Below are 13,242 nucleotides of genomic sequence, written 5' to 3'. Positions count from 1 at the left end.
ACGAAGTCGAGACGGCGTCCTCGACCGTCCGCGCGGGCGTCGTGGCTTTTCGTCGAGAAGCCGCCGCGCGATGGACCCAATGCCGGGATCGAACATCCATTGGACGAAATCCGACGCTTGGTCCCGGCGGGGAGAGGCTGCTTACGACCCGTAGCGGGCGCTGGGAAGGTCCGCTTTGAGGCTGCTTGGTGAAACCGAGGGTCATTCATATCGCTGGATACCACTTGTCAATAACGACGCGCTATCGCTCTTGGCATGTCATCGATACGCACCACCTTTCTTATCGCATTGGCGTTCCTCATGGTTCACTCCGCATCAAGTGCGGAAGTCGAACAAATGAATGCCGGTCCACCGGGTGAAGTGAGTTTCATCTATCTGGTGCCGAGTGATCGATCAGTCTCGAAGGCATATCCCGAGCGAATTTCGTTCGCAGCCCGACACTTTCAATCGTGGCTTGGACAAAAGCTGAACGGCAGGACGTTCCGTTTGGCAAACCCAACCGTTCGGATTGTGCGGTCTGACAGCCTGCGAAATGGTTCAGCTTAGTCGAACGTCACACCGGTTACAGTGCATTCTACCGAAACACGCTCGAAGAACTCACGCGCCTGGGCGTTGCCAAACTGAACGACCCGAAGGCCCGCTACATGGCCTACGTTGATGCCGATCACGCCTGCGGACAATCCGGTGCAGGCGGCAGCGGACTTGCAGTGGTTTCGGCGAACGATCTACGTGGCCTTAGCGGAGAAACGATTGTGCCCGCTTGCGAGAAGGCAAACGGAGCCGAGATCGCCGGACGGTGTCGATGGATCGGCGGGATGGGCCACGAGATGCTGCACACTCTAGGCTTGATCCACCCCGACCGCTCGCCGGCATGTCAGACGGCTCAATGCCGTTCTGAAGCGCTAATGATGCATGGATACGTCAAGTATCCAAACGCCGCTCTCCTCAAAGAAGAAAGCTTGAGCTTGAACCGGTCGCTCTTCGTGCAGGACCAACGTATAGAAAATCTTCTCGACTGCACAGCCCCTTGACAGCTCATGAATGTCTGCGTGAGTGGAAGTCGCAACCGGCGATAAATGATCTATTTAGGTCGAATGCAGAACGTCCGCTTCGGGACGACAGGTCAGGGTCCGGTTATCGACCCGACCTCGCCGTATTGCTCGATCAACCCTGCTCTCGGAAGCGGAGGTCTTCAGGCTCAATTCGGCGATTTGTCCGAAGGCGGCGGCAATAGGTCTGACTTCGATCTCGCTCCAGATGCTGAGAAACAGCCGCCGCACGCATCAGCGATCCAACTGTCTCCGTGGTCTCCCCGGCGACCCCAGACATCGATCCTCGTGCCCCCACGGCCCTCGAAAATGAAGCTCGTGGACCAGATACCCCATAGTTCAACTAGCTCATCGCTGACGGTGACCGTAGGTCCGGCTCTGAGCGTCAGTTGAGGGATGATGGCTTGATCCGTCACTTTGCCGATCATCACCATGCAGAGGTCTCCGTGACACCCGCTCTCGATGCGCAGCAGCAGGGGGCCGCCCTCGCGCCAGAACCGATTATCCTTGATCCTAGCGGCGGCGAGTGCCGCTTCCGCGTCCTTTGGCCTCTCGGAGCGCATAAGCGCCGCAACACGGCCCTTGAGTTCGTCCGGCAGTGGGTCCTCGATACGAAAACGTGCCCCCTGCGCGGAAGCCACGCCAATCATGGTCAAGCTCAACGCCGTCGCGAGAATCACTGATCGCCACCAAGACACCATAGCTTGCAGCCTTGCACCCTTTGAGCACTACGTCCGCTTCCTGCGCGCCTGATCTTAAAGCAGACGGTCGCAAATCCACCCAACCCGGTCATTGGTGGCTGTTTAAACAGCCTGGAAGCGGACCTTCCCAGTGGCCGAGAAGGGTCGAATGCGGAACGTCCGCTTACGGACGCATGGCCGGGGTCCGCTTGCCACCAAGAGCGGGCCCCGGAAATGTTTAAATCAGGTCGAAGATAGAACGTTAAAAATACTGTCAATAAGCTTAAGTGTTATGGCTGCTGTAAATTACCTAAAAACAATACGTAAATTGCCATTATAGCCCCAACCAAAAAGAAAATACTCAAAGCCGTGACTAATATTACACCAAACCAAAAACCTATAGGGTTCGTAGACAACGGCCAGTTGACGCTCATAGATTTAAATACTTTATATCTATATGCGAAATAGAGTTGGTTTTTGTATGAATACAAAGCATAAAAACAGCACGCCATTAGTAATATGGCACCAATATGCATTTTCATAACATTTATCCAATTAACACCTTGGCCGCCGCCATGACCGTTTTGAAGTCCGAAGGAGGCTGGAGGCGAAACGTCTGCTTTAAGGCAAAAAGCTAGGGTCCGGTTACCACCCAGTACGGTCGTTCAGGACGGGTACCAGGCGTCGGATTTGATCCACTAGAACATGCCGTTCGGGTTGGCGGAATGCTCGGGCAGGGTCTGCATCACGTCCCAATGCTCGACGATCTTGCCGTCGGCATCGAGGCGGAAGATGTCCATGGCCGCGTAGTCGTCGCCGCCCGGCCAGTGCTGGAGGCAGTGCAGCACGACGAATTCGCCCTCGGCGATGGCCCGCTTGATCTCGACGCGCTTGCCCGGCCACTCCCGCGCCATGCGCTCGAAATACGCGATGAAGCCGTCCTTGCCGGTGGCCACGTGCGGATTGTGCTGGATGTACGCGCCGCCGACATGGCGCGCGATCGCCTCGCGCGGCCGGCCTTCGTTGAACATCAGGTCGTAGAAGGCGATCACGGTCGCCTTGTTCCGCGCGAGATCGGTCATGCTGCCTCCCCGGGGTGCTCCTGCCCTGCTCCTGGCCTGCTCCCGCGGCGGCGTGGCGACCGGTTCGTCGCGCGAGGGCACGACGACACAAGGCGCGGGAGAGGTGATTCGATCCGGCGGGATCGGTCACGGCTCCAACGGGCCGGACCCCCCGTCGCGATCATGCGCCTCGCCCGTTCGCAAGCCGTTTTAGCCTCGTCCGATCGGGCGGTCATTGAACGGCCGTCGGACAAACCCTGATTGTTCGAAGATCGGTCTTCATCAAGAGTTCTTTCAGGCACAGCGTACATGCTCGATGGGACGTAGGATACCAAGCATGCACCCGAAAACCCTGGCCTGGGCGACCGCCGTGACGGCAACGGCGTGCGCCCTTGGCATGACGGCGGCGACGGGACTTCGGATCGAGCCGTCGCACGGGCTGATGTGGACGGCAGGCATCGGCCTCCTCGTTGCCATCCAGGCGTTCTATACGCGCTACCGGCCGGAACCGTTCATCGCCGATCTGATCGGGACCCTCGCGGTGAACCTGTGCGCGTCCTGCATGATCGGCGTTGTCGCGCTCGCCGGTCTGGCCGTGAACGCGCCCCTGGTCGATGGGGCGCTGATCCGAGCCGATGCGATGCTCGGCCTCGATGCGCGAGCGATGGTCGAAACCGTCTCGCACTGGACCGTCCTGCACGGCCCCCTCGCGTTCGCCTACCAGTTTTCGGTGGTCCCGCTGGTGTTTGCGCCATCGATCCTCGTCGTCCTGCGTCGAGCCGAAGCGGCCTGGCGGTTCTGCGCCATGATCGGTCTCTCGGGACTCGCCTGTGCGCTCCTGTCGATTCCGTTCCCCGCCATCGGAGCCTTTCCCGGACTGCAGATCCCCGACGACGTCGTTGCGCGACTACCGGAAGGAGCGGGCCTCTGTCACATCCCGACCTTCGATGCCTTCCGGTCCGGACTCGCGACGGTCATTCGCCTGTCCGAGTTGAACGGCGTCATCACGTTTCCGTCGTTCCATGCCGCGTTCGCCTGCGCGACGGCGGATGCCTTCCTGCCGATACGACATTTGCGCCTGCCCGTCGTGGTCTGGACCGTCGTGGTGATGGCCTCCACCATCGTGATCGGCGGCCATTACTTCGTCGATGTGTTGGCCGGCCTCGCCCTGTTCGCGGCGGTCGCTTCCGTCGCGCGGCCGCACAGGACGGCTTCGCGTCCCCCGAGGATGGCGCCGGCGATGACCTCCGCCGCGTGAGACGCCGACCGGCTCGGCGCGACTCCAGCGGTTATGGCTGTCCACAACGGGCCCGACCGCATCGTCGGCGCCTGCGCCGCCGTCTCCCGGACCGTCACCCAACGGTCATGGGCCCGGTTTAATCCCGGTCGTGACGAAGAAATTTTTGGGATGCCGCCATGTCCGACGCTGCCCTGGCCTCGACCGGACCGGTCGGGCCCAGTCCCACCGGCAAGCCCACCCTGGACCACGCCATCCATCCGGGCGGCGTCATCGCGTTCCTGCTCGTCCTCGTGGCCGGCCTCGGCTACGCCGTCTTCAGCCTGATCGCCGACCTGAACGCGGTGCATCAGGAGCCCCTGGCGATGGGCGCCTTCGCGCTCCTCGGCCTCGCCCTGCTGATCGCCCTGGCCTTCGAGTTCGTGAACGGGTTTCACGATACCGCCAATGCGGTGGCGACCGTGATCTACACCCACTCGATGCCGCCCCTCGTGGCGGTGATCTGGTCCGGAACCTTCAACTTCCTCGGCGTGCTGCTGTCGTCCGGCGCCGTCGCCTACGCCATCGTCACCCTGCTGCCCGTGGAGCTCATCCTGCAGGTCGGCTCGGGTGCCGGCTACGCGATGATCTTCTCCCTGCTCCTCGCCGCCATCATCTGGAACCTCGGCACCTGGGCCCTCGGCCTGCCGAACTCGTCCTCGCACGCCCTCATCGGCTCGGTGCTCGGCGTCGGCGTCGCCAACCAGCTCATGGGCGGCCAGGACGGCACCTCCGGCGTCGACTGGACCCAGGCGTTCGGCGTGTTCAAGGCGCTGGCCTTCAGCCCGATCTGCGGCTTCGTGGCGGCGGCCCTGCTGCTCCTCGCCCTCAAGTTCGCCGTGCGCCGCAAGGACCTGTACGAAGCGCCCAAGGGCGACGCGCCGCCCCCGCTCTGGATCCGCGGCGTCCTGATCCTGACCTGCACCCTGGTGTCGTTCTTCCACGGCGGCAACGACGGGCAGAAGGGCATGGGCCTGATCATGCTCATCCTCATCGGCGCCGCCCCCACCGCCTACGCCCTGAACCGAACCATGACCGCCGACGCGACCCCGGCCTTCGTCCAGACCTCGGAAGCCGCCGGCACCGTGTTTTCGGCCCATGCCGGCGGGGCGGCGCGCCCCGAGGCCGCCGAGGCCCGCAAGATCGTCGCCGACGCCCTGAAGGCGAAGGCCCTCGACAAGCCGGAGGTGTTCGGCGCCCTCGCCGCGCTCTCGGGCGACATCGCGGCGTCCGTGAAGGGCTACGGCTCGCTGCAGCAGGTCCCGGCGGCGGCGACCTCGAACGTCCGCAACGACATGTACCTCGCCTCCGACGCGATCCGCCTGCTGCCGAAATCCGGCGCGACCCTGTCCGAGTCCGAGACGAAGACCCTGAAGGGCTACACCGAGCTCCTCAACGAGGGCACACGCTACATCCCCGGCTGGGTCAAGGTCTGCGTCGCCCTGGCGCTCGGCCTCGGCACCATGGTCGGCTGGAAGCGCATCGTCGTCACCGTCGGCGAGAAGATCGGCAAGACCCACCTGACCTACGCCCAGGGCGCCTCGGCCGAGATCGTGGCCGCGGGCACCATCGGGCTCGCCGAGCTCTACGGCCTGCCGGTCTCGACCACCCACATCCTGTCCTCGGGCGTCGCCGGCACCATGGCGGCCAACGGCTCGGGCCTACAGATGTCGACGGTGCGCAACATGGCGCTCGCCTGGGTCACGACCCTGCCGGCCGCCATCGTCATCGCCGGGACTTTGTTCTTTATCCTGCGCCACGTCTTCTGAGGCCCGCACCCGATCCGGGGGCTTCGCGCGCACCGTCGTGAGGCCCCGCCGGATTCATGCCGCTGCCGGGTGGCTGTTTTCGAAAGCCAAGAGCGGGCAGGAGGTGGGACGGGCCCATCTCCTTCCAGGCAATCAGATGCCCACATCTCGTCGCGACGGGGCTCTCCTCCCCCTTGCGGGGAGGAGTTGGAGGTGGGGGTGGCTCCGCCAGCCTCAGTCGTCCCAGGGTCACCCAACCACCCCCACTCCTAACCTCTCCCCGCAAGGGGGAGAGGAACGCGCTCTGCGTTTAGACCACGTCGATGCCTAAATCCGGTCGCCTCCCAAGCGAGGTCGGGCCGTTCGCTGATGTGTTATGCGCGCCGTTGCCGACGCCGGCCTACCGCAACGTCGACGACTCGCCGGCCTTCAGCGGGCGATCCTCGCCGTCGCGCCCGCCCGCGGAGACGTGGGAGTTCAGGCGTTCGAGGTGGTCGAAGACGTGTTCGAAGGCGGCGGTGACGGCCTGCTCGAAGGTGCCGTCGTGTTTGCCCTGGGCCGCCTTGAGGCCCTGGAGCAGCGCCTGGTGCTTGTCCGTATCGCTCGACATGGCAGTCCTCGTGGCCGGGCGGAAGGCCGGCGTCACGGAGGCAAGCGCCGATCCCGGCCGGAGTTCCGGCCGCGGGGCCGTTCGCGCGGGCGCCGGGTCAGGCGAGGGCGGGTTCGGGGTTCGCCCGGCGCGCGCCGACGGCCTCGGCCAGCAGCTCGGCCACGAGGTCGGCCTGGGACACGATGCCGACGAGGCGGTCGTCGGGGCCGACCACGGGGAGGTGGGTCAGGCCGGCATCCTGCATCCACGGCACGAGGTCGGCGATGGGCGTGTCGGGACGGACGGAGCGCACGGGGCTCGTCATGATGTCCTCGACGCTGCCGTGGGGGGCGCGGCCCCGGGCCAGGGTCAGGGCGACGCGCCGGGCGATTCCGAGGCGCGGGCCGGGCCGCTCCCACACGGTCTTGTCCAACAGGTCCGTCTGCGTGACGATGCCGAGGATGCGCGCGCCCTCGTCGGTCACCGGCAGGGCCTTGACCCGGTGGCGGCGCAGGAGGTCGAGGGCCTCGTGCAGGGGCGCGTGCGGGGCCACGGCGACGACGTGGCGGGACATGATCGCCGCGCAGGTGACCGGGCCGGCGGCGCGGCGGCGGTAGGCCGCGAGCTGCGCCCCCGCCAGGATCGCCTTGAGGTCGTCGCGCCCGATGTCGAGGACCTGATCGTAGGCGTCCAGCACCGCGTCGAGGTCGGCCGTGGTGACGCCGCCGCGGGTGGAGGGCGCCGGGTCGGCCGCTTTCTGGGAGCCGGCATGCGGGTAGGCCCGCCCGGTGAGGTTGTTGAACAGGATCGCGACGGCGAGCAGCAGGAGCGAGTTGGCGGCCACGGGCCACAGGACGAAGCCGTAGCCGAGGTCGTGGATCGCCGGGCCGCCGAGGACTGCCGTGAGGGCGACGGCGCCGCTCGGCGGGTGGAGGCAGCGCAGGGTCGTCATCAGGCCGATGGCGACCCCGATGGCGACGGCCGCCGCCAGGGCGGGATCGGCGATCATGTGCGCCGCCGTGACCCCGACCAGGGCCGCCACGAGGTTGCCGCCGAGGATCGACCACGGCTGGGCCAGGGGGCTCGCCGGCACGGCGAAGAGCAGCACCGCCGACGCCCCCATGGGCGCGATGAGGGCGGGCCAGGCCGGGTCCGCTCCGAGGGCGAGGCGGCCGACGAGCCCCGTCACCAGGATGCCGACGAGGGCCCCGGCGGCCGAGCGCAGGCGCTCGCGCCGGCTCAACGGCTGGGTGTCCGGCAGGAGGTGACGCAGGGACAGGCGCATCGTCGGAACGGGCCTCGGCGCTGTTTTGCGGGGCGGGTCGCGGGTGGTTTCGTGACGGGAGCGCCGGATGCCGTGATGCAGCCAAGCCCTGCGAAGCAGCTCGGATTGGAGTTTTCCCGGATCAGGGGGCGACGCAAGCCCGATCGTTCAAGACCAATCGTCTTTCGAGCCGTTGTCTTCGTATCTCGCGGGAAACGCGGGTCCCCTCTCCTGGAAGGAGAGGGACAGGGTGAGGTGTGGGACCTTTTCGGAGAGTCCACACACCTCACCCCAACCCTCTCCTTCCAGGAGAGGGGGCCTGTTGTGCTTCACGCCGACGCACTGTGGTCTCCGGATGCGGTCGCCTGTCGGTAAACAGCCACCGAGCGGATGCGAGAGCCGAGTAGTCATGCGTGGAGAGGCGGGAACGCGCGAGTGTTCAGCGTGCCCCCAACGCGGACGGCGCGCCCTCGGGCGCGCCGCTTCGGAGGCTTTACGTCAGACGGCGCGGGCCTGGTGCAGGTGCTCGATCTGCTGCTGGGTGTAGCCGAGGTCGAGGAGCACCTCGTCGGTGTGCTCGCCGAGCAGGGGCGAAGCGACGATGTCGACGGTCATGTCCGAGAACTTGATCGGGCTGCCCACGGTCAGGTACGAGCCGAGCTTCGGGTGCGGGACCTCGACGACGGTGCCGCTGGCGCGGAGCGACGGATCGACGGAGAGCTCCTTCATCGACAGGACCGGCGAGCACGGGATGTCGAACTTGCGCAGGATGTCGACGGCCTCGAACTTGGTCTTGTCGGCGAGCCACGCCTCGATGACGGCGAACACGTCGAAGATCTTGTCCTGGCGGGCGCGGGCGGTGTTGTAGGCCGGATCGTCGATCCACTCCTCCTTGCCGATGGCCTTGCAGATCGGCGCCCAGGCGTGACCCTGGATGGTGAAGTAGATGTAGGCGTTGGGATCGGTCTCCCAGCCCTTGCACTTGAGCACCCAGCCGGGCTGGCCGCCGCCGCCGGCATTGCCGCCCCGCGGCACCACGTCGGTGAACTCGCCGTGGGGGTACTGCGGGTATTCCTCGAGGTAGCCGAGGGCATCGAGGCGCTGCTGGTCGCGCAGCTTGACCCGGCACAGGTTGAGCACCGAATCCTGCATCGACACGGCGACCTTCTGGCCGGTGCCGGTCTTGTTCTTGTGGTGGAGCGCCGTGAGGATGCCGATGGCGAGGTGCATGCCGGTGTTGGAATCGCCGAGTGCGGCCGCGCTGACGGTGGGCGGGCCGTCCCAGAAGCCCGTGGTGGAGGCGGCGCCGCCGGCGCACTGCGCCACGTTCTCGTAGACCTTGAGGTCCTCGTAATGGTGGCCGTCGGAGAAGCCCTTCACCGAGGCGAGGATCATGCCCGGGTTGAGCTCCTGGATGCGGGCCCAGGAGAAGCCCATGCGATCCAGCGCCCCGGGGCCGAAATTCTCGACCATGACGTCGGACTGCCTGATCAGGGTCTCCAGCACTTCCTTGCCCTCGGGGGTCTTGGTGTCGAGGGTGAGCGAGCGCTTGTTGGAGTTCAGCATGGTGAAGTAGAGGGCGTCGGCATCCTCGACGTGGCGCAGCTGGGTGCGGGTCACGTCGCCGGAGCCGGGACGCTCGACCTTGATCACGTCGGCGCCGAACCAGGCCAGGAGCTGGGTGCAGGCGGGACCGGCCTGGACGTGGGTGAAGTCGATGATCTTGATACCCTCGAGCGGCTTACTCATGGTGGCGTTCTCCCTGATCGGTCGGTGTCGGACACGAAAGCGTTTCAGCGTGGCCTGCTTTGCTTGCGGGCTCTTGGTTTTGGCCTTGAGGCGTCTGGCCCGGTCAGGCCGTCTCCACCGCGCCCGGCGAGGGCGCGCGGGATTCGAATTCGGCGAGGCGGCGGCGCAGGTCCCGCTCCTCGGTCCAGCGACGGGTGTCGTCGCGGATGACGGCGGAGATGCCCGCCACCGTTCCGTCGGGGCCGTGCAGCATCCCCACCGTGAAGGCGATGGAGAGGGCATGGCCGTCCTTGTGCACGGCCGGCACCCGCAGCACGTCGGCGCCGTACTTGGTGACGCCCGTCCGCATGGTCTCGAAGTAGCCGTCCCAGTGGCGCCGGCGGTGGCGCTCCGGGGTGATGAGGTCGAGGGACCGGCCGAGGGCCTCCGCGGCGCTGTGGCCGAAGATGCGCGTCGCGGCGGCGTTCCAGACCACGATGGCGCCGCTCGCATCGGACACCACCACGGCGTCGCCGAGCGTGCCCACGAGATCGGCGAAGTCGATGGCCGGCGTCGGGGAACCCACGGACTCGGCCATGCCTCAGCGCGGGTCCGCCGCCGGATTGTTGCGGAGCAAGACAGTCGTTCGCAAGTGCAGCATGGACGGGACGGGGTGGTGCGGACGATGATCCGAGCGCATGATCGCCTCCTCCGGGCATTCGGCAGTCGTCGGCCCTTGGGCGGGCCTGACGAGGACTTGCTTTTTCTGTCCGCCTGTTGTTGGTATTTGGTATGCCAAGCATTTCGGACTGTCAACCGACCATTCCGGCCCCCGGTGAGGGACCGTCGCCGGCGCCGAGTCCCGACCCCGCGATTCTCGACCCCGCGATTCTCGACCCGGCCGTGGGGCGGGGGCCGGGCATCCGCATCACCCAGGAGGCGGCGTACCGCTTCAGCGTGGATTTCGGCGACCTGATCGCGGCCCTGCCCGTGGACGAGGCGCCGCCCGCCGGCGAGGGCCTCGGGCCGTGCCCGGAGCAGCTCCTGGTGGCGGCGGTCTCGAACTGCCTGTGCGCTTCGATGGTGTTCGCCCTCGGCAAGTTCCGCCAGGAGGCGGGCGGCGTGGCGGCCGATGCCCATTGCCGGATCGTGCGCAACGCCGAAGGGCGCCTGCGCATCGGCGGGATCGAGGTCGCCATCGCGCTCGGCCAACCCGCCGACGCCCTGCCGCGCCTCGATCGGGTGCTGGAGCAGTTCGAGCGCTTCTGCACCGTGTCGCAGAGCGTCGAGGCCGGCATCCCCGTGGCCGTCACCGTCCGGGACGGGACCGGACGACGTCTGCGCTGAACCGAAGCTTCTCAGAAGGAGACATCCGCGATGCCCACCGACACCAGCCGCGCCGACGCGCCCGAGGACCTCGCCCGCCTGTTCAACGCCCGCGCCAATGCGGGCGACGTCGCGGGCCTGGTGGCGCTCTACGAACCGGACGCGGTTCTGGCCGCCGGCGCCGTCGTCGCCACGGGCCACGCCGAAATCCGAAAATTCTACACCGACCTGCTGGCGCGCAAATCCGATTTCCCCGCCGTCGAGACCCTGCCGGCCCTCCGCAACGGGAACCTCGCCATGACCTTCGCGCGCCTGCCCAACGGCCACGTCTCCGTGGAGACGGCCCGGCGCCAGGACGACGGCGGCTGGCTCTGGGTGATCGACCAGCTCAAGATCAAGCCGCTCACCCCGGCCGAATCGGCGTGACGGGGGGCGTCGTGAGCGCCCCGGACGGCGTCCCCCTCGCGCCCGAACTGACCGGGCGCCTCGGCTTCGCCCATCGCCTGCCCGTGGCGCCGCCCCTGCCTCCCGGCCGGCACGCCCTCGGGCTGTTCGACACCCGCGACGCGGTGCTGGTGGTGCCGGACGGGCTGGCGCCGGGCCGGCCCGTGCCCCTGGTCGTGCTGTTCCACGGCGGCGGCGGCAGCGCCGAGAAGATCCTGCCGATGCTGGAAGCCCATGCGGCCGCCGAGGGCTTCCTGCTCCTCGCCCCGCAATCGCTGTTCCCGACCTGGGACCTCGTCATCGGCGGGCACGGGCCGGACCGCGAGCGCCTGTCCGAGGCCCTGGCCGCGGTGGCGGCGCGGTTTCCCCTCGACCCGCAGCGCTTCGTCTTCGCCGGCCATTCCGACGGCGGCAGCTACGCCCTGTCCCTCGGGCTCGCCAACGGCGACGTGGTCACCCACGTGGTCGCGTCCTCGGCCGGGTTCCTGTCGGTGCATTGCCAGGCCGGGGCACCCCGGATCTTCCTGTCGCACGGCACGCGGGACGAACAGATCCCCATCGACCGCAGCGCCCGCCCCCACGCCGCCCGCCTCGCCGCCGCCGGCTACGACGTCACGATTGTCGAATACGACGGCCCGCACGCCCACCAGCCCGAGGTGGTGGCCCAGGCGGTGGCGTTTTTTCGCGACGCTTGATTCGGTTCATCGCCGAGGGCGGCGATGACGCGCGGGTCCCTTCCTCCTTCCATGCGGGGCGATGGCAGATGGGGGCATGCGTTTGGGTCGGCCCTTGCCCGTTCGCGCAGAGGGTCTGCGCGCATCCCCCTCTCCCCGCCTGCGGGGAGAGGGCCGCAGGCACCCCGTCGTGCCTGCGGCGAGCGAAGGCGAAGCCGCAGCGATGGTGAGGGGGCGATTCCGGAAGAGTCTCATCCGGATTCGCCCCCTCACCGTCGGCTGCCGCCTCGACGCGCTCCCCGGCAGGGGGGAGACGCGTCCCTCTCCCCGCAGGCGGGGCGAGGGGATGCGCACCGGAAACTCTGCTTCTTCGACGACGCCCTTCTGCGGCGGCTTCAGACCGCGACCATCAGCTGCGATCGCCCTGCCGTCCAGCGGAAGGGGGCCTGCATGCGCCCCACGCCCACATCCGGATGCCGTCCCGTACCCTGTCGCTGCACGAGATCAGCCCGTCCGCAGTCGGGTGAATCCAGTCACACTTCAGGAGCGACCGCGCGATTCGCCATGATCGAGCCGATGGGGTTTGCTTCATTCATCCCCCGTCGGACGACACCGCCTCCGGGGCCAGGGCCTCGAAGGGCAGCCAGCCCTCGAACGGCTCCAGGCCGGCCTCGGAGCGATACCAGCGCCAGACCTGCCCCGACGCGTTGGGGGAGTACCAGCGCCCGGCGCGGCCTTCGGCCAGGATGGTGCCGAGGGTGGGGTGCCGGAGCCAGACCCTGTCGATGGTCTGCGGCGCCGTGGTCATCCGGCGCCATTCGGGTTTGGGCGGCATGGTCGCGCTCGCGTGCGGGGGGCCGGAACGGGTGCGGGGCCGGACGGATGTCCGGCCCCGCGTGTCGTGGCGTTCGGCTCAGGCGGTGACGATGCGCGGGGCCGGGGCGGTCTCGGTGGCGAGCTGCGCCTGGGCGACGACGCGCTTGCGCCAGGGCTTCAGCACGGCGATGGCGAGCAGGGAGGCGAGGATGTTGGCACCCGCGGCGACGAGGAACACGCCGTCCCAGCTGCCCGTGCTCTGCTGGAGGTAGTTGGCCACCGGTACGAGGAGGGCCGCCGTGCCTTTTGCCGTGTAGAGCAGGCCGGCATTGGTGGCGGCGAACTTGGTGCCGAAGGTGTCGGTGCAGGTCGAGGGGAACAGGGAGTAGATCTCACCCCAGGCGAAGAACACGAAGCCCGAGAGCAGCACGAACCACAGGGGATCGTGACCCCAGAGGTAGAGCATGTAGATGCCGAAGCCTTCCATGGCGAAGGCGATGAACATGGTGTTCTCGCGGCCGATCTTGTCCGAGACCCAGCCGAAGAACGGGCGGGTCAGGCCGTTGAGGACGCGGTCGATGGTGGCN

Annotated in this window: 13 protein-coding genes and 1 pseudogene; 6 read left to right on the top strand and 8 right to left on the bottom strand. The window is 67.3% G+C overall.

Translation table 11 applies throughout. The features are described 5' to 3' along the window. The first annotated feature begins 644 nt into the window (after positions 1-644). The gene (locus tag ASF28_RS22265) at positions 645-1,031 is read left to right on the top strand and encodes a hypothetical protein (protein WP_157085343.1); all 387 of its coding nucleotides are present in this window, start codon (positions 645-647) and stop codon (positions 1,029-1,031) included. A 167-nt stretch (positions 1,032-1,198) separates the two neighbouring features. Here the strand turns inward: ASF28_RS22265 and ASF28_RS22260 are convergent, their stop codons facing one another. After that, positions 1,199-1,729: a hypothetical protein gene (locus tag ASF28_RS22260; protein WP_147710626.1), complete on the bottom strand. Its 531-nt coding sequence runs from the start codon at positions 1,727-1,729 to the stop codon at positions 1,199-1,201. 698 nt (positions 1,730-2,427) lie between these two features. Then, a complete protein-coding gene (locus ASF28_RS04040) occupies positions 2,428-2,811 on the bottom strand; it encodes a nuclear transport factor 2 family protein (protein ID WP_056087980.1) in 384 nt (127 codons plus the stop codon). A gap of 214 nt (positions 2,812-3,025) precedes the next feature. On the opposite strand from ASF28_RS04040, the gene ASF28_RS04035 reads away from it, so the two are divergent. Both ASF28_RS04035 and ASF28_RS04030 read left to right on the top strand, forming a co-directional pair. Then, on the top strand, positions 3,026-4,048 hold the full coding sequence (locus tag ASF28_RS04035; protein WP_157085341.1) for a phosphatase PAP2 family protein: 1,023 nt from the start codon (positions 3,026-3,028) through the stop codon (positions 4,046-4,048). A 158-nt stretch (positions 4,049-4,206) separates the two neighbouring features. Beyond that, positions 4,207-5,835, top strand: a complete 1,629-nt coding sequence (locus ASF28_RS04030; RefSeq protein WP_056087974.1) for an inorganic phosphate transporter — start codon at positions 4,207-4,209, stop codon at positions 5,833-5,835. A 379-nt stretch (positions 5,836-6,214) separates the two neighbouring features. On the opposite strand, the gene ASF28_RS04025 is transcribed toward ASF28_RS04030, so the two are convergent. The 4 genes from ASF28_RS04025 to ASF28_RS04010 form a co-directional block, all read right to left on the bottom strand. Then, the gene (locus ASF28_RS04025) at positions 6,215-6,424 is read right to left on the bottom strand and encodes a hypothetical protein (protein ID WP_056087971.1); all 210 of its coding nucleotides are present in this window, start codon (positions 6,422-6,424) and stop codon (positions 6,215-6,217) included. A 97-nt stretch (positions 6,425-6,521) separates the two neighbouring features. Continuing rightward, positions 6,522-7,688: an HPP family protein gene (locus ASF28_RS04020; protein WP_056087969.1), complete on the bottom strand. Its 1,167-nt coding sequence runs from the start codon at positions 7,686-7,688 to the stop codon at positions 6,522-6,524. 477 nt (positions 7,689-8,165) lie between these two features. Beyond that, the gene (gene frc / locus ASF28_RS04015) at positions 8,166-9,416 is read right to left on the bottom strand and encodes a formyl-CoA transferase (RefSeq protein WP_056087966.1); all 1,251 of its coding nucleotides are present in this window, start codon (positions 9,414-9,416) and stop codon (positions 8,166-8,168) included. 103 nt (positions 9,417-9,519) lie between these two features. Beyond that, positions 9,520-9,993, bottom strand: coding sequence for a PAS domain-containing protein (locus ASF28_RS04010; RefSeq protein WP_056087965.1), 474 nt, complete (start codon positions 9,991-9,993; stop codon positions 9,520-9,522). 305 nt (positions 9,994-10,298) lie between these two features. On the opposite strand from ASF28_RS04010, the gene ASF28_RS04005 reads away from it, so the two are divergent. From ASF28_RS04005 to ASF28_RS03995, 3 genes are read left to right on the top strand one after another with little or no spacing between them, the layout of a single operon-like run. Next, positions 10,299-10,742, top strand: coding sequence for an OsmC family protein (locus ASF28_RS04005; protein ID WP_056087962.1), 444 nt, complete (start codon positions 10,299-10,301; stop codon positions 10,740-10,742). Between the two features lie 30 nt (positions 10,743-10,772). Then, positions 10,773-11,147 carry a YybH family protein gene (locus tag ASF28_RS04000; protein ID WP_056087959.1) on the top strand — a complete coding sequence of 125 codons (375 nt, stop codon included), beginning with the start codon at positions 10,773-10,775 and terminating at the stop codon, positions 11,145-11,147. After that, complete coding sequence (locus tag ASF28_RS03995; protein ID WP_244474879.1) at positions 11,144-11,860, top strand: alpha/beta hydrolase; 717 nt, start codon at positions 11,144-11,146, stop codon at positions 11,858-11,860. The genes ASF28_RS04000 and ASF28_RS03995 overlap by 4 nt, the downstream gene beginning before the upstream one ends. Positions 11,861-12,431: 571 nt before the next feature. Here the strand turns inward: ASF28_RS03995 and ASF28_RS03990 are convergent. Both ASF28_RS03990 and ASF28_RS03985 read right to left on the bottom strand, forming a co-directional pair. After that, complete coding sequence (locus tag ASF28_RS03990) at positions 12,432-12,674, bottom strand: hypothetical protein (RefSeq protein WP_157085339.1); 243 nt, start codon at positions 12,672-12,674, stop codon at positions 12,432-12,434. A 78-nt stretch (positions 12,675-12,752) separates the two neighbouring features. Then, positions 12,753-13,241 (bottom strand): annotated as a pseudogene (locus ASF28_RS03985) (MFS transporter); the annotation flags it as partial. Between the last annotated feature and the right edge of the window lies 1 nt (position 13,242).

The organism is Methylobacterium sp. Leaf99, assembly GCF_001422375.1.
Taxonomy (GTDB): domain Bacteria; phylum Pseudomonadota; class Alphaproteobacteria; order Rhizobiales; family Beijerinckiaceae; genus Methylobacterium.
This window is presented reverse-complemented; position numbering and strand designations above follow the sequence as displayed.